At 38.4% G+C, this 25,502-nt stretch carries 25 protein-coding genes; 14 read left to right on the forward strand and 11 right to left on the reverse strand.

Translation table 11 applies throughout. The features are described from left to right. Positions 1-95 precede the first annotated feature (95 nt). A complete protein-coding gene (locus EHQ59_RS01925; RefSeq protein ID WP_135617458.1) occupies positions 96-1,028 on the forward strand; it encodes an MBL fold metallo-hydrolase in 933 nt (310 codons plus the stop codon). A 10-nt stretch (positions 1,029-1,038) separates the two neighbouring features. Next, positions 1,039-1,518, forward strand: coding sequence for a hypothetical protein (locus tag EHQ59_RS17810; RefSeq protein WP_244245330.1), 480 nt, complete (start codon positions 1,039-1,041; stop codon positions 1,516-1,518). Between the two features lie 38 nt (positions 1,519-1,556). On the opposite strand, the gene fliE is transcribed toward EHQ59_RS17810, so the two are convergent. The 5 genes from fliE to EHQ59_RS01955 form a co-directional block, all read right to left on the reverse strand. Then, positions 1,557-1,940, reverse strand: a complete 384-nt coding sequence (gene fliE, locus EHQ59_RS01935; protein WP_279638174.1) for a flagellar hook-basal body complex protein FliE — start codon at positions 1,938-1,940, stop codon at positions 1,557-1,559. A 76-nt stretch (positions 1,941-2,016) separates the two neighbouring features. Then, a complete protein-coding gene (gene flgC / locus EHQ59_RS01940) occupies positions 2,017-2,478 on the reverse strand; it encodes a flagellar basal body rod protein FlgC (RefSeq protein ID WP_012387770.1) in 462 nt (153 codons plus the stop codon). A gap of 10 nt (positions 2,479-2,488) precedes the next feature. Then, the gene (flgB, locus tag EHQ59_RS01945; RefSeq protein WP_135617460.1) at positions 2,489-2,920 is read right to left on the reverse strand and encodes a flagellar basal body rod protein FlgB; all 432 of its coding nucleotides are present in this window, start codon (positions 2,918-2,920) and stop codon (positions 2,489-2,491) included. A gap of 278 nt (positions 2,921-3,198) precedes the next feature. Next, positions 3,199-4,068 carry a sterol desaturase family protein gene (locus tag EHQ59_RS01950; protein WP_135617461.1) on the reverse strand — a complete coding sequence of 290 codons (870 nt, stop codon included), beginning with the start codon at positions 4,066-4,068 and terminating at the stop codon, positions 3,199-3,201. 113 nt (positions 4,069-4,181) lie between these two features. Next, positions 4,182-5,318 carry a helix-turn-helix domain-containing protein gene (locus EHQ59_RS01955; protein ID WP_244245331.1) on the reverse strand — a complete coding sequence of 379 codons (1,137 nt, stop codon included), beginning with the start codon at positions 5,316-5,318 and terminating at the stop codon, positions 4,182-4,184. 40 nt (positions 5,319-5,358) lie between these two features. Between EHQ59_RS01955 and EHQ59_RS01960 the strand changes: the two genes are divergently transcribed. From EHQ59_RS01960 to EHQ59_RS01985, 6 genes are all read left to right on the forward strand, one after another. After that, on the forward strand, positions 5,359-6,483 hold the full coding sequence (locus EHQ59_RS01960; RefSeq protein ID WP_135617462.1) for an MlaE family ABC transporter permease: 1,125 nt from the start codon (positions 5,359-5,361) through the stop codon (positions 6,481-6,483). Next, complete coding sequence (locus EHQ59_RS01965; protein ID WP_135617463.1) at positions 6,480-7,247, forward strand: ABC transporter ATP-binding protein; 768 nt, start codon at positions 6,480-6,482, stop codon at positions 7,245-7,247. Before EHQ59_RS01960 ends, EHQ59_RS01965 begins: the two co-directional genes overlap by 4 nt. Beyond that, entirely contained in the window at positions 7,244-8,191 is a 948-nt protein-coding gene (locus tag EHQ59_RS01970; protein WP_135617464.1) for an MlaD family protein, read from the forward strand. Before EHQ59_RS01965 ends, EHQ59_RS01970 begins: the two co-directional genes overlap by 4 nt. Before the next feature lie 5 nt (positions 8,192-8,196). Next, positions 8,197-8,814 carry an ABC-type transport auxiliary lipoprotein, LBF_0736 family gene (locus EHQ59_RS01975; RefSeq protein WP_135617465.1) on the forward strand — a complete coding sequence of 206 codons (618 nt, stop codon included), beginning with the start codon at positions 8,197-8,199 and terminating at the stop codon, positions 8,812-8,814. A 172-nt stretch (positions 8,815-8,986) separates the two neighbouring features. Further along, positions 8,987-10,174, forward strand: coding sequence for a sterol desaturase family protein (locus tag EHQ59_RS01980; protein WP_135617466.1), 1,188 nt, complete (start codon positions 8,987-8,989; stop codon positions 10,172-10,174). A gap of 108 nt (positions 10,175-10,282) precedes the next feature. Then, positions 10,283-11,527: a BaiN/RdsA family NAD(P)/FAD-dependent oxidoreductase gene (locus tag EHQ59_RS01985; protein WP_135617467.1), complete on the forward strand. Its 1,245-nt coding sequence runs from the start codon at positions 10,283-10,285 to the stop codon at positions 11,525-11,527. Here the strand turns inward: EHQ59_RS01985 and pyk are convergent. Continuing rightward, positions 11,520-12,956 (reverse strand): pyruvate kinase, encoded by a 1,437-nt coding sequence (gene pyk / locus EHQ59_RS01990; protein ID WP_135617468.1) that lies wholly within the window; start codon positions 12,954-12,956, stop codon positions 11,520-11,522. The genes EHQ59_RS01985 and pyk overlap by 8 nt on opposite strands. A 92-nt stretch (positions 12,957-13,048) precedes the next feature. Between pyk and EHQ59_RS01995 the strand changes: the two genes are divergently transcribed. From EHQ59_RS01995 to EHQ59_RS02005, 3 genes are read left to right on the forward strand one after another with little or no spacing between them, the layout of a single operon-like run. Beyond that, entirely contained in the window at positions 13,049-13,948 is a 900-nt protein-coding gene (locus tag EHQ59_RS01995) for a histone deacetylase family protein (protein ID WP_135617469.1), read from the forward strand. Then, entirely contained in the window at positions 13,948-14,763 is an 816-nt protein-coding gene (locus EHQ59_RS02000; RefSeq protein WP_135617470.1) for a hypothetical protein, read from the forward strand. The genes EHQ59_RS01995 and EHQ59_RS02000 overlap by 1 nt, the downstream gene beginning before the upstream one ends. A 28-nt stretch (positions 14,764-14,791) precedes the next feature. Then, complete coding sequence (locus tag EHQ59_RS02005) at positions 14,792-15,904, forward strand: SpoIIE family protein phosphatase (RefSeq protein ID WP_135617471.1); 1,113 nt, start codon at positions 14,792-14,794, stop codon at positions 15,902-15,904. Here EHQ59_RS02005 and EHQ59_RS02010 read toward each other — a convergent pair. From EHQ59_RS02010 to EHQ59_RS02025, 4 genes are all read right to left on the reverse strand, one after another. After that, on the reverse strand, positions 15,861-17,483 hold the full coding sequence (locus tag EHQ59_RS02010; RefSeq protein ID WP_135617472.1) for a dolichyl-phosphate-mannose--protein mannosyltransferase: 1,623 nt from the start codon (positions 17,481-17,483) through the stop codon (positions 15,861-15,863). The two genes, EHQ59_RS02005 and EHQ59_RS02010, sit on opposite strands and share 44 nt — an antisense overlap. Then, positions 17,480-19,318 (reverse strand): hypothetical protein, encoded by a 1,839-nt coding sequence (locus tag EHQ59_RS02015; RefSeq protein WP_244245332.1) that lies wholly within the window; start codon positions 19,316-19,318, stop codon positions 17,480-17,482. The genes EHQ59_RS02010 and EHQ59_RS02015 overlap by 4 nt, the downstream gene beginning before the upstream one ends. Before the next feature lie 11 nt (positions 19,319-19,329). Continuing rightward, positions 19,330-19,794, reverse strand: a complete 465-nt coding sequence (locus EHQ59_RS02020; RefSeq protein ID WP_135617473.1) for a putative lipoprotein — start codon at positions 19,792-19,794, stop codon at positions 19,330-19,332. Between the two features lie 70 nt (positions 19,795-19,864). Next, complete coding sequence (locus EHQ59_RS02025) at positions 19,865-21,751, reverse strand: glycoside hydrolase family 36 protein (RefSeq protein ID WP_135617474.1); 1,887 nt, start codon at positions 21,749-21,751, stop codon at positions 19,865-19,867. A 54-nt stretch (positions 21,752-21,805) separates the two neighbouring features. Here EHQ59_RS02025 and EHQ59_RS02030 point away from each other — a divergent pair, with 54 nt between their 5' ends. Both EHQ59_RS02030 and radA read left to right on the forward strand, forming a co-directional pair. Then, complete coding sequence (locus EHQ59_RS02030) at positions 21,806-22,444, forward strand: ribonuclease D (RefSeq protein ID WP_135617475.1); 639 nt, start codon at positions 21,806-21,808, stop codon at positions 22,442-22,444. Further along, positions 22,444-23,811 carry a DNA repair protein RadA gene (gene radA / locus EHQ59_RS02035; protein WP_135617476.1) on the forward strand — a complete coding sequence of 456 codons (1,368 nt, stop codon included), beginning with the start codon at positions 22,444-22,446 and terminating at the stop codon, positions 23,809-23,811. Before EHQ59_RS02030 ends, radA begins: the two co-directional genes overlap by 1 nt. 64 nt (positions 23,812-23,875) lie before the next feature. Here radA and EHQ59_RS02040 read toward each other — a convergent pair whose 3' ends face one another. Further along, a complete protein-coding gene (locus EHQ59_RS02040) occupies positions 23,876-24,043 on the reverse strand; it encodes a hypothetical protein (protein ID WP_244245333.1) in 168 nt (55 codons plus the stop codon). 287 nt (positions 24,044-24,330) lie between these two features. On the opposite strand from EHQ59_RS02040, the gene EHQ59_RS02045 reads away from it, so the two are divergent. Then, the gene (locus EHQ59_RS02045; RefSeq protein ID WP_135617477.1) at positions 24,331-25,443 is read left to right on the forward strand and encodes a lipase family alpha/beta hydrolase; all 1,113 of its coding nucleotides are present in this window, start codon (positions 24,331-24,333) and stop codon (positions 25,441-25,443) included. The last annotated feature ends 59 nt before the right edge of the window (positions 25,444-25,502 follow it).

The raw sequence follows: 25,502 nt of genomic DNA on the forward strand, positions 1-25,502 counted from the left end.
AAATCTGAGTTCCCGCTAGATGGGCAAAAGAGATCCGATTTTTAGGAAAGAATTTAAGCTGACAAAGTGGTTCTTGCAACCCATACTGTTTGCGTATGGGATCTTTTATAACCATTGATACGGAATATGCTGAGTTAAAACAGGTTGCTTCGGCTTATCTCATCGAAGAAGAAGGGCATGGAATTGTGGTGGAAACCAATACAACTCATGCGATTCCAAAAATTCTTTCTGTGATGGACAAACAAAATGTGAGTCCATCCAACTTAGATTATATCATTGTCACACATGTCCATTTGGACCATGCGGGTGGGGCTTGGGCCTTACTTGAATCTTGTCCCAATGCGGTCTTACTTGCCCATCCCAAAACTGCCAAACATTTGATCGACCCAAGCCTTCTCATCAAAAGTGCAACCTCTGTGTATGGAAAAGAAAATTTCCAAAAATTATATGGAGAGATCAAACCCATCCCCAAAGAACGAGTGCGAGTGATGGAAGATGGTGAGTTTTTGGATTGGAGAGGCCATAGTTTTGAATTCATTTACACCAAAGGTCATGCCAACCACCACTTTTGTATTTATGATAAAAAACTGAATGGTGTCTTCACTGGTGATTCGTTTGGAATTTCATACCCTCATTTGGAAAACGGAAAATCGTTTATTTTTCCTACGACAACTCCCACTGACTTTGATGCCAAAGAAGCCATGCATTCCATTGATTTAATTATGGGAACAGGGGCTAATGTTTGTTATTTGACTCATTTTGGTGAGATCCAAAACTTAAAACAGAGTGCAGAAGATTTAAAAATTGGAATCCATCACTGCCAAAATGCCATCCTCGAACTCAAAAACATTCCTAAAGAAAATCGACTTTCCTTTATGGAAAAACAAGTGGAACTCATGATCCAGTCATTGGCCAATCGAAATTCTGTTTCTCTCACCGAGAAAGATTGGTCCCTTTTGCGATTGGATGTGAATTTGAATGCTCAAGGTTTGGTCTATGCGTTTGAAAAATCGGAAAAACATTCTTAGATCCCTAAGAATGAATCCTAAACCATTTTCAAAACGAATGTTAGAACAAATTCAAGTGCAAGGTTTGTTTCATTGTAAAGCCTTTATCATTTTTGGGATCTGCATTGTTTTTTTTGTAAATTGTTTTTCTTCCGAGAAAACAAACAAATCCAAAGAACCAGAAATCCAAATCCATTTTTTGTCAAAAGACTTTGAAGAAACCAAATCCATTCCTTCTTCTCTTTTGGATCGTAAGGATTTACTCTTCCTACTTGCGGAATTGTCCAAAAAAGAAGATCCTTCTATGCGATTTATCTCCACAAACAGAACTGAAGAAATCATGGAAGTGAATGGAATCCGAAATTCTTGGGATGCTGGTTGGGTAGTCTATGTGAATGGAGAACGAATGGATGGAATGCAGCTGAAACGAGGTGTGAAGGTCGGACCAAATGACCAAATCCGAATTCGATTTGAAACCGTGGAACGAGTGTTCGGTCGCCCAATCAATTGAAGACTTGGGCAACAAACATTGGTTATTAACTATTTAGATTATCGTAATGTTGTGAGTTCTCTGTAAGCTCTTACGAATCCATCTGACATGGTTTTCGCGAAGGTGAGGGAGATCCTTGCTTTTTCTGCTGCGATCATCACGTCATGGAGTTCCACTGAGTTTGGATCAAAAACAATCTTTTGAGTGAGTTCATCCGCTTCCACTTGTTGGTCATTCACTTGTTCAAAGGCTTTTTTCAAAGCATCTGCAAATGTGCCCGCCACTTCGTCAGGTGATTTTGCCTCATTGGTTTTTCCATAATGGCGATCATCAGAACGAAGGATTCCGACTTTATCCCCTTGGGGAAGAAGGGAGTGCGGTTTGTAAGTTTGAGAGGAGAAGGAAGTGATGCGATCAATGGACATGGGTGATTCCTCTTTCAAATCATCGGTAAACGTCAGGAAACCTAAAGTAAAAAATTATGTCTCATAAAAAAAAGACTCAAGAAACGACCGAAACTTACGCTCGGCCGATTTCCATGGCTTTGTTCATCATGGCTTTGGAACCATTGATGAGTTGGACATTGGCCTCGTAGGAACGAGAAGCCGAAATCATATCCGTCATCTCTGTGACGATGTTGATATTTGGCAGTTCCACATATCCTTTTTTGGGCCCCGTTTGGATGGCATCGGGGTGAGTGGGGTCGTAGGTCAATCGAAGAGGGCTCATGTCCTTCTCAATTTTCATCACCTTGACCCCTTTCCCTTCGCCAGGAGCCACTCCAAATGGATACACGGGGCTTTTCCATTGGGTGCGGAGGTTGATCGGTGTTAGAATGACGCGGTCACGACGAAATGGGCCATCTCCATTGGTATTTCTTGTAGTTGTGGAGTTGGCAATGTTATTGGAGATCACATCCATTCGGAGTCTTTGTGCGGAAAGACCCGTGGCAGAAATATTAATCGAATCAAACATACCCATAGTTTACTCCTTAATTGGTTCTCATCACAATGTTAAGCAAACGGTTGTTTTGGTTTAACCGATCAATCATGATATTATAACTCATTTGGTTTTGGTTGGCCTCAACCACTTCCTTTTCGATGTCCACATTGTTTCCATCTGGTCTCATTGTAGTGAGGTAATCCAAATTGGTTTTGGGTTTGGCATCCCGGTAGTCGAGCGGTTTAAAGAATTCTATATGACGGTCGTTTGTGATTTTGGTTGGGACCGCTTTGTCTTTTTCAATTTTTTCAGACTCAATCGCACGTTTTAACATGGATTCAAATACCACTTCGGATCGTTTGAAATGGGGAACGTCCGCATTGGCAATGTTATCGGAGATCACCTTTCGTTTCAGTGTCGCCGCGCCAAGCCCTCGTTCCAAAAGGTCTTGAGTTTTCATGAAATGTGTTGCTTCAAACATATTTCTCTTCCTCTCTAGTTTCCTTTTCGGTCGGTTTTTCTTCCTCCTAAAGACATTTATGTCACCTCTGCCTGTTTTTTTTGGGGCGGCCCCAAAGGAACCGAAAACCAAACAGGAACGTATGCCGAGTCGGGCTCTCCCTCCAATCCTCCCCTTAATTTACTTTGTCAGGACAAAACCATCCATTGGGTCTGGGGAGGGATTTCCGCTCGATCCCTGCCGCAGACTTAGGGAGTGAAATCAGTAAGTTTCCAATTTAGGAGACAACCCAAATTTATTTAAGATGTCAGAAGTTCGGATTCTACCCCGAGTTTTCGTTTTAACTTTCTTTCTTTCCGTTTCGTTTCTCTTTCGCCTATCACCTGTTCGTAATACTCTTCGTAATTGGGAAAGTTGGTTCCCATCACTCGGTCCCAAACATTGAAATACAAGGAGTAGTTTCCATGAAACTTTTGGTGGTGGAGGTTGTGGTGAGTGGAGGTATTGATCCACTTGGTGATGGGGTGGGTTGCCCAACCTTTTGGGAAAAACTCATACCCCAGGTGCCACCAGATATTTAAGATCATGGCATAAAAGGTTTGGAAGAGGACTATATAAAAGTGAACCGGAACAAAAATCACAAATGGAATGATGTAGATGGCTTCTAAAAATGCTTCTGTCGCTTGGAACCGGTAAGCGGCAAGGGGAGAAGGATTTACTGATTGATGGTGTTCCGAGTGCACATGGGGATATACTTTTTTCAAATGAGCAAATCTGTGCATCCAATAAAACCAAGTTTCATGCCAGATCGTAAAGAGAAGAAAGCTGATAAAAAGATAACTGATTTCCCAAACACCAGAAACAGGTCCAAAGTAAACAGAACTTGGAAAAATTTTTGCTTTCATCAGTGTGATGTTTGTGACAGCGACTAAAGTAAAAACAAGTAAAGTAACAGCGGACTGGCGAAACTCTTTCCAAACTTTTTCTGCTTTGGGATATAATTTTTGGATGCGATAGGTTTCAAAATATTCCTTTCGCCAAACATAGAATAAAAGGAAAGCAAAGCCTGCGATCGGATAATAACGGATTAAATTCAAAACACCTTGGGCAAACCCAATTTTGGTTACACAATCGAGAACCAACTCACATTGAACGGGACCACCAAACATACTTTTCTCCTGGCTTATTTTAGACTCATCCTATCATACCTTTCCTTTCTCGTGTGATCGACCGAATCGGTCAATTCGGAAGGAAAAAAGATTCCGAATCGATCCGTTCGTTTTTATTTTTTGAATTTCTTTCGGTATTCACTGGGGCTTTGTCCCAGTTCTCGTTTGAAGGCATCATAAAAAGTAGATTTGGATGGGAATCCGACTTCGTAAGCAATGGTTAAAATGTTTTTTTCTGGATGGTTTTTGATGAGTTCCTTTGCATCTTCAATCCGGTAATGGTTGAGCAAATGAAAAAAACTTTTTTTCAGATGGATGTTGAGGAATTCAGAGAGTTGGTGTTCTGACATCTGCATTTGTTTGGCTAATTTTTCCAAATTGATGGTTTCATCCAAATACACTTTTTTGGTTTCCATAAGAGACTTTAGTCTTTGGTGGAGGGTATCTAAATCAAATGCACCCAGCTGCGAGGTTTGGTATTTTTTTTCTTCAATGACAATACGTTGTACTTCTCCCCATAACTCAGGGCTTTTTTGACGCAAAAGATAAATGCCAATCACCAAACAGGCAATAAAAAACGAGACAATTTGAAGTCCATGTCTCTCGTGAAAGAATAAAGTGTAAACTCCAACAGCACTTGCAATCGCACCAAAACCAACAACGAGTCCCACCAAACGAAGGTGTGCCGACTTTTTGAATGATTCCCATCGAACATAACGAACCATATGGGAAAATACATAATAAGCCGCATAAAAAATAGGAAGTACAGCAAGTAAAATGATGATTTGGAATCGAAGTGGAACTCCCTTTTCTAAATAAGAATTGTGAATCACAATTTTATCTTCCGCAGAGGAAAGATAAAAAGGAAACATCAATCCCAAAACAAGGGCAGCTGGTATGAGTTCCCAAAAGGAAAATCGATTTTTGTTTGGGTTTTCATTCCAAAGTTCTGAGAAATACTGTTTTAAAAGAGAGCCGATACAAGCGGTAAATGGCAAATGAACCAAATAAAAATGTGGGTAAAGGCGGTACAGTTCTGTTGAAGTAAGATAGGTATGCGTTTGGAAAAAAGCAGCAAACAAAAACAATAAACCTTGCACAAAGGCCTGTCGACTCAGTTTTGTTCGGAGAAATTCTCCCAGGGCAAAGAGAAAGGATAATCCTGCCGAAAACGCGATCAGATGAATTGTTACGTTCCCCATCAATATAGAAGACTCTGGGGAATGCCTTAGAATGTAAAATAAAATCACTTGCCTAGTGTTCGTTCGGAATTAGTTTTACGTTTGGAACGTGGAAACTAACCAAAGGCAATCATCATTTTTGTGGGAAGGAAATACTCTTGAGATTCACTTACCCCAAGTATTTAACACCATAGAAGTTTCCAAAGACTGGAATACCTTTATGGAGCAGTTAAAAAAGGATACTCCCAGAAATATTTCCATTTTTGCGAAGGATCTAAGAGAAGCAGACAGTTCCGGAATTTCATTTTTGAAATTAGTGAGAATCGAATGTGAATCAAAAAAAATCCAGTTCGCCTTATTTGGATTAGATGAAAAGTTCCAATATCGATTGAATATCACAAACGACGATAGCAAAAAATACAAAGAACAGTTTGCCGAAGCCCTACGAAAATCAGAACAAATTGGAAAACTGACAATTGATTCCTTAATGGAATTTAAATACTTAGTCACCTTTACTGGGGAACTTACTGTTTCCTTTTGGCGTTCTTTTTTACACCCATCCAAAATTAGATGGAAAGATAGTTTCCGAGTTGCGGAATCCATGGGTGTGAATGCGTTTCCGATCATTGCCATGATTGGGTTTTTACTCGGACTCATCATGTCGTTTCAATCTGCCATTCCCATGAGAAAATTTGGTGCTGAGATCTTTGTGGCAAACCTGGTAGGCCTATCTCTCTTTCGAGAATTGGGACCACTGATGACAGCATTCATTTTATCTGGTCGTTCAGGTTCCGCTTTTGCCGCTGAGCTCGGAACCATGAAAGTATCGGAAGAGATTGATGCTCTTACAACGATGGGTCTACCTCCCGTCCAATTTCTCATCATCCCAAGGCTTGTTGCTTCTCTTATCGTTACTCCTCTTTTAACCATCGTGTTCAATTTATTTGGTCTCATTGGTGGAGCAGTGGTGCTTATTAGTTTTGGATTCCCTCTCATTACCTTTGTGAATCAGGTGAACATTGCTGTTGGGCTTTCCGATATTCTAGGGGGACTACTCAAATCCTATTTTTTTGGGATGATCATTGCATCCATTGGATGTTACCGTGGTTTGAAAACAGCATCTGGTGCAGGTGCCGTTGGGGAATCAACTACCTCTGCCGTGGTTGGTTCCATCATTCTTGTATCCATCTTGGATGGAATCTTTTCTGTTTTGTATTTTTACTTACGTATATGAAAGACAAACCCATCATTCGAGTCGAACACCTAACAACTGGTTATGGGCATACTGTCATTATGGAAGATATATCCTTTGATGTATATAAAGGAGAAATTTTTGGTATTCTCGGTGGCTCAGGTTGTGGAAAATCAACAGTCCTAAAAAATATGATTGGTTTAACCAAACCATTTAGTGGAAGGATATGGATTGATGAAGAGGATATCGTTCTTGCCGAAGGAAAACAAAAAGTAGGGATTTGGAATCGCATTGGTGTCATGTACCAACAAAGTGCTCTCTTTGGTTCCATGTCTTTATTAGAAAATATACGATTACCTTTGGAAGAGTTTACAAATCTACCTTTGCCCATTATGAATGAAATCGTGATGACCAAATTAAAAATGGTTGGTCTTTTCCCATTTGCTCATCTTGCTCCGTCTGAATTGTCAGGGGGAATGAAAAAAAGAGCGGCCATAGCAAGAGCCATGGCGATGGATCCAGAAATTGTATTTTTGGATGAGCCGAGTGCGGGCCTTGATCCCATCACCAGTGTGGAACTCGACCATTTAATCATTCGTTTATCGAGAACCTTAGGAGTCACTTTTGTGATTGTCACCCATGAATTACCATCTGTGTTTACCATGGCCGATCGAGTCATTGTTCTCGACAAATCTAAAAAAGGGATCATCGCAGAAGGAAAACCCAAAGACTTAAAAGAGAAATCAAAAGATCCATTTGTACGACAATTTTTTAATCGAATCCCACAGGAGGATGTATCCTTATGAACCAATCCAATAAAATTTATTTCAAAGTTGGAGTTTTTGTCCTGGTTAGTTTTTTTACTCTAATCCTTTTTCTCATCGTCTTCACTGCAGGAAATATCTTCCAACGTTCCGTCAGTTTGGAAACTTACTTTGATGAATCCGTACAAGGTTTAGATATTGGATCCCCTGTCAAACATCGTGGGGTAAAAGTAGGAACCGTACAAGAAATCACGTTTGTGCAAAATGAATATGCAGATAAACTCAATAATGATACTGAGTTACGTTACGGTAGGTATGTTCTCATTAAGATGTCTGTGCCAGATTTTGTAAAGGGTGTGTATGGAAATGATTTAAAAAAAACCGTACAAAGAATGATTCAAAGTGGATTAAGAGTTCGACTCGCCTCACAAGGATTAACTGGGACTGCCTATTTGGAAGTTGATTATCTCAATCCAGAAAAAAATCCACCATTGTCCATCGAATGGGAACCAAAAACTGTTTATATCCCTTCCGCCCCAAGTACCATCTCCAGATTTACAGCTTCAGTGGATAAATTTTTTGACAAAGTAGAAAAAGCGGATGTCGATAAAATATTGTTAGGTGTCGGTGATCTCATTAAAAACTTAAACCAAACTATTTTGGATGCAAGGCTTGGTGATTTATCTAGAGAAGCAACATCACTTCTTGTCGATTTACGGAAAACAAATGGGGAAGTGAAAGCCCTCATCGCGAGCCCAGAATCCCAAAACCTTCCTAAAAAATTGGATCAATCCGTGACTCAATTACAAACGACATTAAAACGATTGGATACTTTACTTGCCGCAAACCAAGGTGATATCTCCACTTCGATTGAGAACTTACGAATTGCATCCGAAGACTTAAAAGAAGTCACTGCCAATGCAAAAAAATACCCTTCGCAGTTCCTATTTGGAGATGCACCAAACAAGTCTAAACTTTGGAAATGATACGAATGAAACTGAGAAAACGTTTTGGATTGATTTTATTTTGCCTGATCTTTTTGTCTTTGGTGAATTGTTTTGGTGTGACAAAAACCTTTCCAGAAAAACGATTTTTTTTAATCGAAACAACTGATACCAAACAGCTATATCCAACACCAAAACCTAGAACCTTTTTAGTGAGAAAGGTATTTATATCTCCGAGATTTGAAGGAAAAGAGTTCGTGTATCGTAAAGACAATGTTGTCTACGAATCGGATTTTTATAATGGGTTTTTTATCCCACCATCTCATAATTTTAGAGAAGAGTTTTCTAAATCTTTAATACGTTCGGGTAATTTTGAATGGGATGCCAATTTACACACTCGGCTTAGTATCACACATTTTATCGAAATCAACTTATCTCAGTTATATGGAGATTTTAGGGCAAAAGATCCAAAAGCAGTTCTTGAGTTTGAAGTAGTCGTTTATGAAGACAAGGATTCCATCTCCTCACCTGTATTTCGTAAAACATACAAACAACAAATCACTATGGAGAAAAAAGATGCTGAGTCTCTTGTGATTGGATGGAACACTGCTTTTAGTAATGCTTTTTCTGAAATGAATTCCGATCTTAGTAAACAATTGAAATGATGAATCTGTTCTTTTTTGGAATTTCTTAAAATACAAAAACGAACATCAAAATTGTTTTCGATTGAAAACGTTCTCTTTTCCTTCCTTAGAACATGTTTTTACAAATCGAATGGAAAGCGACTTGCTTTCCCATCGACTCCTATGGCCGAATTGAAATGCTTAAGGTAAACAAATGAGACTAATTGAAACGATTGTTCCATTTTATTTCGTACTGATGATCATTGAGATCATTTATACGCGTATCCAAAAAAAGAATTTTTATTTTTTTGAGGACTCCATTGCAGATTTGAGTTTGGGAGTTCTCAGTCGTATCTTTGATGGATTGATTTTACTTGGTCTTGTTTTTGTTTATTCCAAGTTATATGATTTATCCTTTGGTGTGGAAACACTTGCTAAAGTGTATCTGGCTCCAACATCTCCTCTCCATTGGATAGTTCTTTTTGTTTTATTAGACTTTTTGTTTTATTTAGCTCATCGTTATAGCCATGAGATCAAAATTCTTTGGGCTTCACACGTGGTGCATCATTCCAGTGAAGAGTTCAATTTGTCTGTGGCTCTTAGGCAATCCTTTATTCGCAATATTGGAATTGGAATGTTTTATCTACCACTGGCAGTTTTGGGTTTTCCTGTGGAGTCTTATCTGATCATTGATGCTTTGAATCGCACTTATCAATTTTGGGTTCATACTAGAGCGATCGATAAACTACCAAATTGGTTTGAGGCCATATTTGTAACACCGTCTCACCACAGAGTCCACCATGCAATGAATCCCGAATACATTGATAAAAACTACGGTGGTGTTTTTATCATTTGGGATAAACTATTCGGGACTTATTGTGAAGAGACCTTTGAACCAAGGTATGGACTCACTACACAATTACACAATTACGATCCAATCAATGCAAATGTGCATGTATTAAAAGATTTGTTTTTAGATTTGGTCAAAACCAAAAACAAATGGCAAGGCATTGTTTCTTTTTTCTCTTATCCTTCGGTTCGCCCAGATGATTTACAAATGGCGATGGATCGAGGAGTGACAGATCCAAAAGTTTGGTTGTCTAATCACCGTTTAGAATTAACAAACAAAGTGCACAATCAAGTGTATCGGAAATCTGCCGGAACATTTGGTTACCGAGTGTTTTTACTGTTTCAATTTATCATACCCACCGTTCTGACTTTGTATTTCTTAAAACGAATGCATCTTTATGGACTTGGCGAAGTCAGTTCTGTATTCGCATTACTGGTGTTTTCCTTCTATTCCTTGGGAAAATTATTAGAGGGAAAAAAACTTTGGCTTACTATCGAAATTCCCAAGTATTTCTCTTGGCTATTTCTGATTCTTTATTTTTATCAATCATAGAACGATAACCCTATGAAATATTTACATACAATGATTCGTGTTCAAAATTTGGAGAAAGCTCTCCATTTTTTTTGGGTATCTATGCCCAATGCGGGAGAGTGGTAAGTTTTGGGGAATGTGCCCAAAATTGCAGTCATTGGAGCAGGTGCCTCTGGTTGTTTTGTAGCCCTACAAATCTATGAGGCGTTGGATGGGCATGCTTCCATTCAAATATTCGAAAAATCTAAAGAACCTTTGGCAAAACTTAGAATTTCTGGGGGAGGAAGGTGTAATGTAACTCACCAATTATTTGAGCCAGAACCACTTTCTGAAAAGTATCCCCGCGGACAAAAAGAATTACGATGGGCCTTCGAACGGTTTCAACCCAAAGACACTGTCCAATGGTTTGCCAAAAGAGGAGTCACTCTTAAAGCAGAAGCTGATGGCAGGATGTTTCCCACTACGGATAAATCTGAGACCATCATCGAATGTTTTTTAAATGAACTACAAAAAAATAAAATCCCAATCCGATATGAACAGGCATTAGTTGGAATCTATCAAACTGAAAATCGAAAAGAGGTTTTTCGAATTTTATGGGAAGGTGGGAAGGAAGAATATTTCGATTTTGTTGTGATGGCAACAGGTTCGAATCGTAAGGTTTGGTCCATCATCGAAAAACTAGGTCATTCCATCATCGATCCTGTTCCTTCCTTATTTACACTGACACTTGCCAATACCGATCTCATAGATTTGACAGGACTTGTCATTCCTCATGCTGAAATTCGAATTTTACCAAAAGGGAAATCTCAAAAAGGTCCAGTTTTGATTACCCATTGGGGTTTAAGTGGTCCTTGTGCCTTAAGGCTTTCTGCTTGGGAAGCACGGACCTTATTTCAAGCCAATTACAAAGTAGATTTATCGGTGAATTGGGTTGGTGGTGAATCCACTCAAATGTTAGAAGATTCATTTTTGAAAAAAAAGGAAACCAATCCCAAAGACAAATTAAATCCAGATCCCAATTGGAAATTGCCGTCTCGCTTTTTTGATTGGATTTTAAAAGAATCTAATATTCAAGCAAACAAACGTTACTCGGACTTAAGCAAAGCAGAAATCCGAACTTTATCACTTAACCTCACACAAAAAAAATTAGAAATGGTGGCAAAAGGTATTTTTAAAGATGAGTTTGTGACTGCAGGTGGAGTGAACCGAAAAGAAATCCAATTCCAAACCATGGAAAGTAAAATTTGTCCAAAATTATTTTTTGTGGGGGAAGTGATTGATATTGATGGGATTACTGGTGGATTCAATTTTCAAAATGCTTGGACGACAAGTGTTATTGCCGCCCAAGGCATTCGCAAAATCCTTGTTACTTAATCTTGTGGATTTGAATAAAATCAACTGTTTGTGCTACAGATCCTGGTGCACCTGATAAAATCACTACCGTATCTCCTGATTTTAGTTTTCCTTCTGATTTTAAAGTTTTACTCATAAAGGCAATCATATCTGGAAATTTATCCATCATTGGCATCACGTAGGATTCCACTCCCCAAAATAATTGCATCTTCCTTGCAGTACCTAAAAAAGGTGTGAAGGAATAGATCGGATTTAGAGGACGAAATTCAGAAGATAACAAAGAGGAATAACCTGATCTTGTGAAGTTGATAATCGCTTTTGCATGGATGGATCTGGAAATGGATTCAGCGGCACTTCCAAGAGCGGTTCTTTCCACTTCAAATTCGGAACGATCCATACTTCGTAAATGTGATAAATAAATTTCAGATTCTTCTGCCGCTTGGATGATACTTGTCATGGTTTTAACTGTTTCAACGGGATATTTTCCAGATGCAGTTTCACCAGATAACATCACAGCATCGGTGCCATCCATCACGGCGTTAGCAACGTCACTTGCCTCGGCCCTTGTAGGTCTTGGATTGTCGATCATCGTCTCTAACATTTGTGTGGCGGTGATCACTGGTTTTCCGCGTTGGTTGAGTTTTGTGATCATTTCCTTTTGGATGATTGGAACATATTGGGTATCGAGTTCCACACCTAAGTCACCTCTCGCAATCATGATCCCGTCACAAAGATCTATAATTTCTTCAATATTTTGAATGGCTTCCGGTCTTTCAATTTTTGCAATGAGGCCTGCATAACTATCTTTCATAAATTGACGTGCCATTTCTAAATCACTAGCTCGTCTCACAAATGATAACGCGATGTAATCCACTCCTAAAGAGAGTGCAAATTGTAAGTCTTCAATGTCTTTTTCGGAAAGTGCGGGCGCAGAAATGGGAGTTCCTGGTAAATTGATACCTTTATTGTCTTTGAGTATGCCACCGATGACTGTTTCTAAAACGGCTTTTTCTTTTGTTTTTGATTTTACGACAAACGCTAGTTTACCATCATCAATGAGAATTTTATGACCGACATCGATGTCGTTTAAAATGTACTGATAGGTACAACCGATCTCGTCTTTTGTTCCTATAAAATCTGCATGGTTGTTGATAGCAAGGAGGTCCCCTGTTTTGAGCTCAATTGGACCTCCGCCGAGTTTGCCCGTACGAATTTTAGGTCCTTGCAAATCTGCCAAAATTCCAATGGATTTGCCCGATTCCTGTTCACATTCCCGGAGCAATTCAAAAATCTCCTTGTGGTATTCGTGTGTAGAATGAGAAAAATTCATCCGAGCAAGATCCATACCCGCATAAATTAAATTGAGAATCGTTTCTCGATTTGCAGAGGCAGGTCCAATGGTACAGATAATTTTAGTGCGTTTTTTAGGGATTTTATCGTCTTCCGGCATAGACCCTAAACTTGGCTTTTTTGTTTTTTCCTGCAAGTAAATTGTATGGATTGAATTGACTTGTGTCATTTTTCGAGAAAAAGTTCAATTTAATGGCATCAAATGCACTCGCTCTCATTTACCATTCTTCGTACAACCTCGAATTACCTGGTCATGTTTTCCCCGCTCATAAGTATTCTCATTTATACAATCGTGTCAAAAGAGATCCTGTGTATGCTTCCTTTGACATCCTTTTACCTAAAAAAGCAGACGACTCTGAATTGGAACTTGTCCACACAAAAGAATACTTAGACGATCTGTTTAGTTTTGAACACACGACCCGAACCATGTATTCGGAATTACCGTTAAATCGAAGTATTGTGGAAAGTTTTATGTATGGAGTGGGAGGAACGGTTTATGCGAGTGAACTTTCCGCCAAACACCAATTTGCTTTTAATATGGGTGGAGGATACCACCATAGTTTTCCTGATAGAGCAGAAGGATTTTGTTATTTAAATGATGTTGCCATCGCCATACGGAAACAACGCGAATCCAAACCAAATCAAAATGCATTAATCATTGACTTAGACCTTCACCAAGGGAATGGCAATTCGTATATTTTTCAATATGATGACAAAGTTTACACATTTTCGATGCACCAAGGAAATCTTTATCCCAAGAAAGAAACATCTAACTTAGATGTAAATTTAGAGCCTAACATAAAGGATGATGAATATCTATCGATATTAGATACATCGTTAAATCAAATTCGAAAAGATTTTGATTCGAATATTATTTATTATGTTGCAGGAGCTGATCCTTACGAAGATGATTCTCTGGGAGAACTAAAAGTATCCATGAAAGGTCTGAAAGAAAGAGATCGAATGGTAAGAAAGTTTGCAGAGTCATTGAACATTCCTTGTGTTGTGACTTTGGCAGGTGGTTATGCACGTGACTTTCGAGACACAGTCGAAATTCACTTCAATACAATCACCGCTTTTGGTGAAAAATAATGGGAGTTTTTTCATCTACAGACAAAAAGAAAAACCAAACCGATTGGTTGAATTTAGATGATTTGTCTTTAGTAGATGTATCAAAAGAGCTAAATACTTCCTTAAACATGGAACCAAAGTTATTCAATCGTTTTACTCATTATGAAGTAGAACAGTTGTTAGTGAGTGCTGGTCTCATTTCTGCGGTAGAAAAACGTGGATTCCATAATCCAATCATCGAACTTGAAATTCTAAATGACTTTGATAATCGGATCTATGTCAAAACTGAAACTAAAAAGATTTTAGTGCATACTCGTCTTAAAGTATCACAATTCCAGTTAAAAGGGGATGACGAACAATTCCCAATGATTTACATCGATTGGTTACTCACTCAAAATATTAATTTTGAACCAGGTGATATCAAAAAGGAATTGTACTTTGGGCAAGAGTATCCAGGTCTCAATGTTCTTAACGAATTTACAGATTTTATACGAGTTTTATCAAAACGTTTAGGAACTTCTGGTGCTTTTAATGTTCCTGAATATTTCCATGATGCTGTTTTATTTTCACGGAAATTTCGGTTCATTGATCCTGAAAAAGAAGGTACGTTTCGTGCGCTCGTGAAAAATTTTCGTGGCACGAACCTCAGAAGTTTATCTTCTCAAATTCATCAAAACAGAGTTCAATATGAAAATGGGGAACCATATGAGTGGAAGTATGGAGAAATGATATCATGCACCGACCCATATTTGGAAAAAAAAGTTTTCCATGAAGCTTATTTTCGCCGTGTGGATGAAGTAAAAGAAAAACTAAAATTCCAATTGGTCTCAAAATAAGCGGTTCAAAATCCGATAATCATCGTAGATGTCCGAGTATTCTTTTAAACCTGAAATTCTGATCATAGATGATGACACAGAAATCTGTGAAACTTTAGAATTAATTGTGAATGGACTCGGATACTTTGTGCGGTATTTCACAAATCCTTTGCAAGGTTTGGAATACTTTGAAAGAGAAAAAAATCCCATTGTCTTTTTAGATGTCAACATGCCCCAAACATCCGGTTTGGAGATATTACCAAAAATCAAAGCAATCGATTCCAAAACCCAAGTTCTCATGATGACCGGGGAACATGATATTCAAACCGTTGTATCTTCTTTATATCATAGAGCATCTGATTTTATTTTAAAACCATTTCATACAAAATCAATTGAAGCTGCCATTTCGAGAGCATTTGAGTATTATAATTTTCTGAAAGATAAAGAGTCGATGGATGAATCGATCAAACGAGATCTAAGACTTGCGGCAAAAATTCAGTCAAAAACAATGAATTTGCCGATTTTAAAACGAAAAATTCATTCAGAGATAAGACCTGTGAGTTTTGTTTCAGGAGATTTTTTCCAAGTTTTGCCTTTGGATGAAAATAGAACCTTAATTCTGATGGGAGATATCGAAGGTCATGGTGTTACCTCTGGTCTAATTGCCATACTCATGACTACAATTCACAAAGAACTTGCTCGCACAACCACTGTTCGACCATCTGAATTATTATCTAGATTGAATCGTGAATTGTGTAATGAAATTGGAACTCATAGTATGACAGCGATTAGTATCGTTGTAAATCATTTAGAGAAAAAAATCACTTATGCGCGTGGTGGTCATCCTTTCCCGATTGTGTTTCAAAAAGAAAGTCGTGCTCCTCTGATCTTACAAGACCAATCAGGTCAAATCCTCGGTATTCTGAAAGAAATGGATTTTGCTGAAAAAGAAATCCCTGTTGAGTCGGGTGATATATTGTTTTTATATTCTGATGGACTTCTTGCCTCAAGCACTCATCCCTTAGTGCAGACCTTGGTGCAATTACCCAAAGGAGAAACTCGTTTTGATGCGATGAAAACAGAAATATCCAATTACATCCAATATTTGGATACTTCTTCTAAAGCATCGGATGACATATCATATTTGCTTCTAGAGATTTAAGATACAATACATTTGTTTTTGTTGCTTCTGTTAAAAAGGCATTTAAATCTGCTTTGGATTGAAACTTGCCTTTTAAAAAACCATCTTTCCAATCTTTGCGGTGTAAGATCATTTTATCGATGAGGATTTTCTTTTCAGGGAAATCACATAATTGTTTTGTAATGTATTCTCCTTTGAAAAATAAAAAGTCTCCTTTGGCAAAAAACTTTTTCTCTTCCTTGGGAAGACTTTGGATAAAACTTTGATTTTCTTCCGTATATGTTTGAATGGCTTTTTTTGTGATTTCCCAAACCAGTTCATCTTTTGGATTTGATTCGTTTAGTTTGATCGCAGAGACCATCACAATGAGAACACTAAAAACAAATACAGGAATCCATTCCCAATCGATATTTTTTTCCTGATTCCAATACAAAAAGGCAAGGACTGTAATGGGTAACCAATAAAATCCCATCAAATCCCAATCAGCTGGAAAACCCAATTGGGGGTTATGCAAAAATCCGTGTAAGAAAAAACAAAAAACCACAACTAACAATGCTTTGTGATTAGGTCTCTGAATGAATTGTTTCCATTTGTCTTTATGAAATTGCCATTGGTAGAATAAATAAAAACTAGAAAGAAAGGCATTCCAATAGAGGACAGAGGTTATTTCTTTGAAATGGTTGAGAGAAATCCATCGTTTCATCGGATAAAAGGGAGGATGGATGAGATGAGTGCTATTTTTGTCTACTGTTGGATCATGAATGATACTAAAGTAGATAAACCATGGAATCAAAATCAAGGAACCAAGCAGTGTATTATACAACAAATGTTTGATTTTTTTTTCTTTGGGTGAGTGCACATACCATAAATAAAACAACAAAATCGCCAAGTAACCTGAAACCAAATGGAATAACATGGCTAAGGCGACAAGGATTGTGCTCCCATACAATAGAATGTCGTTGTCTTTAGGGGCTTTTGTGTATCGATTGAGAAAGAGATACAAACCGAAATGTACTGCAGTGACTAAGGTATAATGCTCTGAGTATCCAAAACTAAGTAAAATCCCACCAGAAGAGAGTAAAAACAAAATGGAAAGATCCTTTGGTTTGTTTTTACTTAAATGTAGAAATCCAAACAAAAAGAAAATACCAACCCCATAGGAAAGAATCGAATACGACACGATGGGATCATTTGTAATGTGATATGTATTGAGCAGTTGTGAAAGTCCACTGTGGAGAATGCTTTCCAAAATTTCGTCCAAGGTGAATTGAAAACCAAAAAGTTTAGTTTCTAATAAATTTGTTTCAAGAAGTAATAATCCATCTCCCCAACTACGGTTTCGCAGTGGAAAAATTAACATAAATAAAAAATAGAAACTAGCGATGATCCAATTCGGTAGAAGATATCGTTCTAATGTATTGTGATTGATATTGAAGAAACCCAATCGCTTTCCAAATAGGCAGAGTGTTTGGATGAGAATCATCACAATCGATAATGTGATATATGTGGAAGATTCTCCAGGGAAAAACCAGAGTTTCGATGGAAACCACTGCGCACCTAAAACAAAGAGATAAGGGATAAAAAAATAAAAAGATTTCATTCGGTTTCTGTTTCGTAATACTCTTCTGGAATTTCTTCAGCTGCTATCAATGGAAAATGACCTTTCCGAATGTTAAAGAAAAAAAGTTCCGGTAAGCTATAAAAGATCGTTTCTGTTCCTTTGGTAAAGGATTTTCCTCGATCCATTGGTGATTTCACAATTCCCATACCCGTATAACCAATTCCCCACACCACATTGGCTAAACCTAGAATCGGCCGATTCCAAATCGACTCTTCGGTAAAAAATAAAAAGGAATGATCTAAAGGATTGGGTTTGTAAATTGTTGCTGTGGGAACAAAACGTTCCTTTAGATTTTTTTCACTCCAACTTTTGATTTTGTTTCGTTTTAAATTTCGGTAGGAAGGAAAAACTTTGACTTGTCCCGTATAACGGCTATTTGCTAATTTCACGGCAGCAATGGAAGGAACAAAATTGAAATGAATCCAAGAACTGTGTAGTGGATCCCAAAATTGTTGGTTTTCAATTTTTCCATCTGGGAACATCAAATTCATATATTGGAAGAGTTCATTTGTACAATTTTGAAAGACCAAATGATAGGAATACAAACCTTGTACGTTTTTTGTATAAACTTCCCAATTCTGTTTGGCAGAAAGTAAGGAATCCTCTTCCCTTTTTTGTATGGTTAAGGATTGGGTTTCTCCATAAGGATTTTGTCCGACCCAATTGAATTCAATTCCTTCGGAATAGGATTTCCCTTCAATAAAACTGAGATACCTGCTAAGGAAGGATTCCCAATTATAAAAATGGATGGGATGGTAAGATAATAAAAATTCTTTTCGTTTTTCTCGAAGAAGGATGCTGTATTCTTTCAGTTTGGTGGCAAACACGGATTCTGGTAAATTGACATAGTCGATATAAGAAAAACCTTCAAAATTTTTTCTAGGAAATACAATGGATTTTTCTTCGATTGATTTTTGCAGATAAATGATCCTGAGGAGTAAGGTCATCTCTTCCCAATCTTGACAATCTTCTACAAATAAACAGGTTTTTAACTCATTTTTTAGTTCTTTGAGATAGGTTTGAAGGATCACCAATTCTTCTTCCGAAAATCCAAATTCATTTGGATCTAAACGAACAAAAGCTTGTTCATATAATAAGACTGGTTTTAATAAAAACTTACGAACAAAGGATTTCCTTTCCTTTTGTATATAGAGACTTGTTTCCGTTTGGATGCTTGCTACCAATTGGAACGCAGATTTGGTTTCTGGCAGGGGTTGATTTGTTTTTACAGGAAAGGAATTTAAATCTTTTTCTTGGGACTTCAGAGTCTCTATCGAAGCATTGATTTTTTGGTACTCATCATTGGTGAAGGCAAATAATTCCGTATAGGTGGAATTCAAATCTTCTATCTTCGTAAAATATCCAAAACCTGGTATTCCCAGTCGAAGTGGTTCTTTTGTTGGAACGGATTCTTTCCATTCCCATTCTTCTTCCAAACGTTTTTGGTTTTGGATATGAGTTTCTTGCACCAAGTACAATTCATTCCATTTTTGTCGCAAAATTCGTTTTGCACGATCAGAAAGTTTCCATTCATAAAATTCGATATTCCGATTTTCAATCACACCGTATTGAAAACGGAAATCATACCAATTCTCTCGTACGATATGAAAGATTTGGTCCTCAAAAGAATATTGCAGATGATAAACACGATCCCCGAGCAGTAATGCAGAGTGACCACCACTGGATTGACCAGAGTTAGAATCGATGTATAAAAATCCATAACGTCTATATTCCTGTTGTTTGGGAGAGGCAAAGAGCGAGAAGCAGGTAGAAAAAAAGAAAATGAGGAATAGGGCGGAACGGATCCGCCCCAAGGCAAACTGAATTATAGGTGGTATCCTTCTAAGATCAATTTAGCAACAGTTAGGTTTTGTTTAGAAACATCTTCTGCAACTTGTTTCATTTCAGAAGGAGTTAGGTTTGCTTGTTTTAAGCCTTGTCCAATCGCAATGTAAGTTGCTGATTTAGATCTCCAAGCCACAAGTCCATGTTTTTTAGCGATGAGGGAAAGTTGGTTTTCCAATTCTTGTTTTTGGTTTTCGTAACGAATTTGAAGAGCAACACTTGCGATAATATCTTCTTGGTATTCGTTCATCACTTTTTCTTTGCTTTCTTCAGAAATGGAGGAGATACTATTAGAAATTGATTTTACAAGTGCAGAAGTGGAATCAGAGACAGACATTGTCAAACGGCTAATACTTCCGGAAGCAGAATCTAGGAAGGAACAATTGTTAACTGCAATGAATAGTGCCAATGCAGAAATCAATGTAAAAACTTTAATGGAACGCATAAAAAACCTCTTACGTCGAATTGCAAAGAATTCTAAGTTTTTTTCCTTCCTCGTCAATGAATTTTCTTTCCTAAACAGAAACAACAACGGATCCAAAGGCAGGGAGTGTGACTTCAAAACCACCTTCAACCGGCTGTAAATCCACTCGTGTTCCCGTCCAATAATCGAGAAACGGTGCTTTGGTTTTCACACCTGGAGGTAATGTGATCCGAACCACTTTCTCTACTTCTGTTGGATTCCAAATTCCTAAATAACCACCTGGGTTATATAAAGCAGTTGGGAATTCATTTTCAAAAATGCCAAGAGGGATTGGTGTATAGGCTTGGCATTCTCTGTTGAGTTGGAAGGCCTTTTTTAATAAATCCAATCGATCCATTTCTAATTTTGTTAAATCATCAGAAACAAGCAACATACCACCTGACACTCCCATGACGGAAGCCATCAGTTTGGTTTGTGCTTCGTTCATTTTGTTCTTTTTTTTGCGAACAAGTAAACAATCTGGATCATTTAACCACAAATGACGGTGCATCGAGGATCTTGTGATATCGTTGATCAGTGCTTTTTCTGTACAAAGTGCATTTCTGTCTTTTAGAAACACACGCAACGTTTGCGGATACCAAAACGGAGCCACGTCACAAGAAATTCGCATTCCATCAAAATAACCTATGGATGGTAACATAGGAGCTCCACATCCCAAAAGGAATGTGTTTTTTCCGACTACCTTTCGGATTAGATCCAAAGCATTTTGGTATCTTGCTTGTGGTGATAAACTTTTGTTATAGACATCACCTGGCAAAAGACCTGCATACAAAAAGTCTAATTTTAGATAAGGGTAACCCCATTCTTTTACGATTGTGGTAAAAACTTTTTCAATGTAAGCGAGTGCAGTTGGGTGAGTGATGTCCAATGCGTAAGTATATCCACGACCCCAAAGTGGATTGTACAAAGCAGGCACTGGTTTGCCATTTTGATCTTTGAGAATTGCTTCTGGATACTTACGAAAGAATTCCGATTTTTTCCGAACAAGGAATGGTGCAAGCCAGATTCCAGGTTTTAATCCAACTCGTTTGATTTCATCAGCAAGGATTCGCATGCCCCCTGGAAATTTGTCATTGGGATAAAGCCAATCACCAATTTCTCTTTGGTAACCATCATCGATTTGGAAAAATTCAAAAGGAAGATTAAGCTCTCTAACTTTTGTTAGATTGTCTAAAATGGTTTTTTGATCAATGCCAGTATAATAATAATACCAAGAACACCAACCTGTTGGCACTTTTTTGGGTAAATTGGTTGGGCCTTCTTTTTTCCCGAGTTCCTCAAAGTATTTGAGTAATTTGGTTTCGGGACTTCCATTAAAAAACAATACCTTGATTTTTGAAATATTGAGTTTTGCATTCGGACGCAAATCAGGCAGGCAATGGATATCGTAAATTACTTTAACGGATGTTACGTTTCCCTCTGCACTAAAGATCACTTCAAACTTGGTTCCAAATTCACCAGCTTCGAGAGGTGCATATAATACACCATTTTGGTTTTCTTTGTTATAAAGAAGTGTAAGATATTCTGAAATGAATTTTCCCACTTTGGCTTCGTTTTTGGAATAAACGTTTTCTTGCGAGTAATGCAAAAACTTTAACAAGGGAGACCTGTCGGTGTCAGAACTCTCCATCTTTCTCGAGATGGACCAGGACTGGTAACCATGTTGGAAGAGGCCAAATCCATTTCCCTCGGGTAAGTCAGAAAGTTCTAACTCGAGATGATCAACGGAAAAACCGACCTCGGGTCTCGTGCTTTCGCGCCAAATCAATTTGGGGCTGAGAACTGTGCCCAATTTGGAATCTTTTGTGGTGCTGAGCAAAAGTTCGAATTTTTTACATTCGGATTGGAAAACACCTGCTTTGACAGGCAGGAAATTGGAAATGGTGACGGAATTATGAACTCTATATTGAATTTTCATCTTGGAAAAATCTATTTGATGATTTTGTTAGGGTGGTTTCCATAGTAAGCCATTATGACCCAAAAACGTTCAACTATAAAACCAGTCGTTTTACAAGGAGATCTTAACGAAGATTTTTTTGAAGCATTTAAAAAAGACGACCGGTTAGCAGTGGATTGCGAAATGATGGGGCTCAATCCCAGAAGGGATAGGCTTTGTGTTGTACAAATTTCCGATTCGAAAAATAAAGTTGCTTTAGTGCAAATTTTGCCTGGCCAAAAAGAGGCCCCTCACATCCAAAAATTATTTGAATCAAAAGACATCACAAAAATCTTTCATTTTGCTCGTATGGACATGACTTTTTTACGAGCAAGACTTGGTATCAAAGTGCAAAGTGTATTCTGTACAAAAATAGCAAGTAAACTCGCTCGCACATATACCGATAAACACGGGTTAAAAGAGCTAATTCGAGAGTTTTTTGAAGAAAACATCGACAAAAAAAATCAAAGCTCCGATTGGGGGAAAAAGATCTTAACGAAAGACCAAGTTGATTATGCTTCCACCGATGTCCGATTTTTGATTTCTTTAGAATCGATTTTAACCGAGATGATGATCCGCGAAAACAGATTTGCTCTTGCGGAAAAATGTTTTGGGTTTTTAGAAACACAAGTGGAACTTGATTTACTCGAAGTTTATAATCTCTTTGAACATTGATGGCGAAAAAACAACTTCCTCAATACCAATGTAAGGCTTGTGGTGATACCTTTAGTCGGTGGGCAGGCAAATGCCCATCCTGTGGAGAGTGGAACCAAATTGAAGAAGTAAATTCCACATCCCAAGGAAGATTTGATTCTCCGAAAGGTTTCCCACCCAAAGATAGAAAGTACACCGAACCAAAATCCATAGGTTCTGTGGTGAGTGATTCCCATACCCGTATCCATACTGGATTTAGCGAATTGGATTTGGTGCTCGGTGGAGGGATTGTACCTGGAAGTTTGGTGTTAGTTGGTGGTGAGCCTGGAGTGGGAAAGTCCACCTTGGTTTTGGAAATTGCCAAAAACATTGCAGACCAAGGGAAAGTATTGTACATTTCAGGAGAAGAGTCCGCCTCTCAAATTGGGATACGTGCCAAACGAATGGGAGTGTCCTCGGAGAATATCCTTTTGTCCTCCGAAGTGTTTGCTGAAAACATCTCTCAAATGATCACGGACTTAAAACCGAAAGTTGTTTTCATAGATTCCATCCAAACCATTTTAAAAGAAAGCCTTGTGAACCAAGCGGGCACCATCACACAACTTCGCGAGTCATCCCAAGTATTTTTAGAGACCGCCAAACGCACGTCAGTTCCTATTTTTCTTATTGGCCATATCACAAAAGAAGGCCAAATTGCAGGTCCTAAAGTTTTAGAGCATTTGGTGGATACTGTATTGTACTTTGAAGGAGACAGGTTTAACTATTACCGCATTTTACGTGCCGTGAAAAACCGATTTGGTGCCGTGGGAGATACTGCGATTTTTGAGATGGTGCTTGGAGGTTTGAAACAGGTCCTTGATCGCCACCGTTTGTTTATTTCGCAAGAAACAGAAGAACGATCTGGGAGTGTGTTATCATCGGTGATGGAAGGCTCTCGTGCCATCAGTGTCGAAGTACAGGCGTTAGTCACAAAATCTTCGTTTGGCCAAGCACGACGAATGGCAGAAGGTCTCGATAATCGTCGCGTGATTTTATTATCTGCTGTCATCGAAAAGTATTTGGTGCTTCCCCTTTCGGAGTCAGATATCTTTAGCAATTTGGCAGGAGGACTCAGTATCGATGAACCAAGTCTTGACCTTGCCATCACTGCTTCCATTGTCTCTTCCTTTCGGGACAAACCCATTGCAAGAGAAACAGGGTATTTGGGAGAAGTGGGTCTCTCTGGTGAAGTGCGAAGTGTGGGCCAAATCAGTTTACGCATCAAAGAACTAGTAGGGATTGGAATCAGCCAAGTGTTCATACCTCATGGCAATTGGAAAGAAGTGGAAGGTATGTTCCCTTCCATCACTCTCAGGCCTATCAAACACTTACAAGAGTTAGGTTTGTAAACCAAAACCGAACTCTTGGCAAAGGATTAACCAAAGTTTTGTTTCTAATCCGAAGATTTTATTGTTACGGGCATACACTTACTTCTTGGATCCGTAAATCGTCATTATAGATCGAACCTGAACTGAGAGTGGGAGAGGCATACAAACCAAAATGTGCTTGTTCCAAAACACCACAACCTCCCGAGACATTTGCAGTTGAGACTAAAGTAGAATCCACCCATACCTTAGCCATTCCACCTTCCGGAGAGAAATCCAAACAAGTTGTTTGTCATTTCCAGTAGATGATGGAAGTGGGGAGATCCTATCACACACCCATTAATACACGACACAGGTTGGGAGATTCAATTGCAGAGGGTCCTTCGCTCTAGGCAATTCCCGAAGTTATGTTTTAAATTTGGCAAAATCAATAGAATAAGTACTAAGTATGTCACGAAATAATAAAATGACCCAAAATTAACACAATTAACTTGACTATTTCCTCAGATTGTATGATCTCTGTAGATTGTTCAGAGGTGATTTATGAACTCTAAAAAGAAACATCTTGTTTGCCTTCTCGCACTCCTATTGTTCACAACAGGGGTCCATGCAGGCGCAAGAAAAACAGTCTATCCAGTTGTGTTCGCACATGGATTGTCTGGATTCGACAACTTACTCGGATACTACTACTTTGGTAACGACTACGGTACCTTCGTTGGAGATCCTTGTGACGAGTTTTTGGAAACAGCGTGTAACGGTAGCATAAGCTCCAATCAAAAAGCGTTAGCGGCAAGTGTCACTCCCTTCCAATCTTCAGAAGTAAGAGGAACTCAACTTGCTGATCGCATTCAAAACTATATGACTTCCACTGGTGCCACCAAAGTGAATATCATTGGTCACTCCCAAGGGGGAATTGATGCAAGAAAAGCAGCAGCTGTGTTACGGGCTCGTTACGGAAGACAAGTTGTCCATGTCTTAATTTCAGTATCAAGCCCTCATAGAGGTTCTCCTACTGCAAAGTACATCCTAGATTTAGGTCCTGGTGTGACTTCTGTTGTGAACGCACTGGCGAAACTTTTTGGAAACGCAATTTATGGTTCAGGAAACGATGGAATCGCAGCGGCAAAACAATTAGTCTATAATGATTATTCATCTACTGATGGGATCACCACCGGTATGAAAGCATTTAACACAAATTATAATGTGAATACAAATAACGCAGCGTATTGGGGTTCCATTATCACAGCACAAGATAGCATCAATACCAATCCAGCGTTATACCTTCTCAAAGAAGGATTTTACAACATCGATGGAGACGGTTATTGTTTAGACGATTGTGATAACGATGGTGCTGCCGGTAAAGGGGATGGCACTCGTGGTAACAACGATGATGACGGACTTGTTGGGATCAACTCACAACAAATGGGATATCGTTTGCAATACAATGAATGTGCTATCTGTTTTGATACCATCACTGTCAATTCCAACTTAGGTTATGTAAGTAACTTAAATGCACCAACGTCTGCACAAATGACATCTAAGTCATCTGTTGTAAGCCAAGACCATTTAGATGTGGTAGGGGTTCCACCAGATACATTTGATGAAGAAGAATTTTATGCTTCGATTTTAGAGTTTATCGTCACAAAAGGCGGTTAACAACCTCTTTGGCAGTAAGGAAAACAACTTACTGCCAATTTCAATTTTTTTAACACTTA

The organism is Leptospira kemamanensis (assembly GCF_004769665.1).
GTDB classification, from domain to species: Bacteria; Spirochaetota; Leptospiria; order Leptospirales; family Leptospiraceae; genus Leptospira_A; species Leptospira_A kemamanensis.

What these genes read in the sequence shown, in the direction of transcription:
- EHQ59_RS01925 (WP_135617458.1), top strand. Translation starts at nt 96, where the DNA reads ATGGGATCTTTTATAACCATTGATACGGAATATGCTGAGTTAAAACAG.
- EHQ59_RS17810 (WP_244245330.1), top strand. Translation starts at nt 1,039, where the DNA reads ATGAATCCTAAACCATTTTCAAAACGAATGTTAGAACAAATTCAAGTG.
- flgC (WP_012387770.1), bottom strand. Translation starts at nt 2,478, where the DNA reads ATGGGTATGTTTGATTCGATTAATATTTCTGCCACGGGTCTTTCCGCA.
- flgB (WP_135617460.1), bottom strand. Translation starts at nt 2,920, where the DNA reads ATGTTTGAAGCAACACATTTCATGAAAACTCAAGACCTTTTGGAACGA.
- EHQ59_RS01950 (WP_135617461.1), bottom strand. Translation starts at nt 4,068, where the DNA reads ATGTTTGGTGGTCCCGTTCAATGTGAGTTGGTTCTCGATTGTGTAACC.
- EHQ59_RS01965 (WP_135617463.1), top strand. Translation starts at nt 6,480, where the DNA reads ATGAAAGACAAACCCATCATTCGAGTCGAACACCTAACAACTGGTTAT.
- EHQ59_RS01970 (WP_135617464.1), top strand. Translation starts at nt 7,244, where the DNA reads ATGAACCAATCCAATAAAATTTATTTCAAAGTTGGAGTTTTTGTCCTG.
- EHQ59_RS01975 (WP_135617465.1), top strand. Translation starts at nt 8,197, where the DNA reads ATGAAACTGAGAAAACGTTTTGGATTGATTTTATTTTGCCTGATCTTT.
- EHQ59_RS01980 (WP_135617466.1), top strand. Translation starts at nt 8,987, where the DNA reads ATGAGACTAATTGAAACGATTGTTCCATTTTATTTCGTACTGATGATC.
- pyk (WP_135617468.1), bottom strand. Translation starts at nt 12,956, where the DNA reads ATGCCGGAAGACGATAAAATCCCTAAAAAACGCACTAAAATTATCTGT.
- EHQ59_RS01995 (WP_135617469.1), top strand. Translation starts at nt 13,049, where the DNA reads ATGGCATCAAATGCACTCGCTCTCATTTACCATTCTTCGTACAACCTC.
- EHQ59_RS02000 (WP_135617470.1), top strand. Translation starts at nt 13,948, where the DNA reads ATGGGAGTTTTTTCATCTACAGACAAAAAGAAAAACCAAACCGATTGG.
- EHQ59_RS02005 (WP_135617471.1), top strand. Translation starts at nt 14,792, where the DNA reads ATGTCCGAGTATTCTTTTAAACCTGAAATTCTGATCATAGATGATGAC.
- EHQ59_RS02010 (WP_135617472.1), bottom strand. Translation starts at nt 17,483, where the DNA reads ATGAAATCTTTTTATTTTTTTATCCCTTATCTCTTTGTTTTAGGTGCG.
- EHQ59_RS02020 (WP_135617473.1), bottom strand. Translation starts at nt 19,794, where the DNA reads ATGCGTTCCATTAAAGTTTTTACATTGATTTCTGCATTGGCACTATTC.
- EHQ59_RS02025 (WP_135617474.1), bottom strand. Translation starts at nt 21,751, where the DNA reads ATGAAAATTCAATATAGAGTTCATAATTCCGTCACCATTTCCAATTTC.
- EHQ59_RS02030 (WP_135617475.1), top strand. Translation starts at nt 21,806, where the DNA reads ATGACCCAAAAACGTTCAACTATAAAACCAGTCGTTTTACAAGGAGAT.
- radA (WP_135617476.1), top strand. Translation starts at nt 22,444, where the DNA reads ATGGCGAAAAAACAACTTCCTCAATACCAATGTAAGGCTTGTGGTGAT.
- EHQ59_RS02040 (WP_244245333.1), bottom strand. Translation starts at nt 24,043, where the DNA reads ATGGCTAAGGTATGGGTGGATTCTACTTTAGTCTCAACTGCAAATGTC.
- EHQ59_RS02045 (WP_135617477.1), top strand. Translation starts at nt 24,331, where the DNA reads ATGAACTCTAAAAAGAAACATCTTGTTTGCCTTCTCGCACTCCTATTG.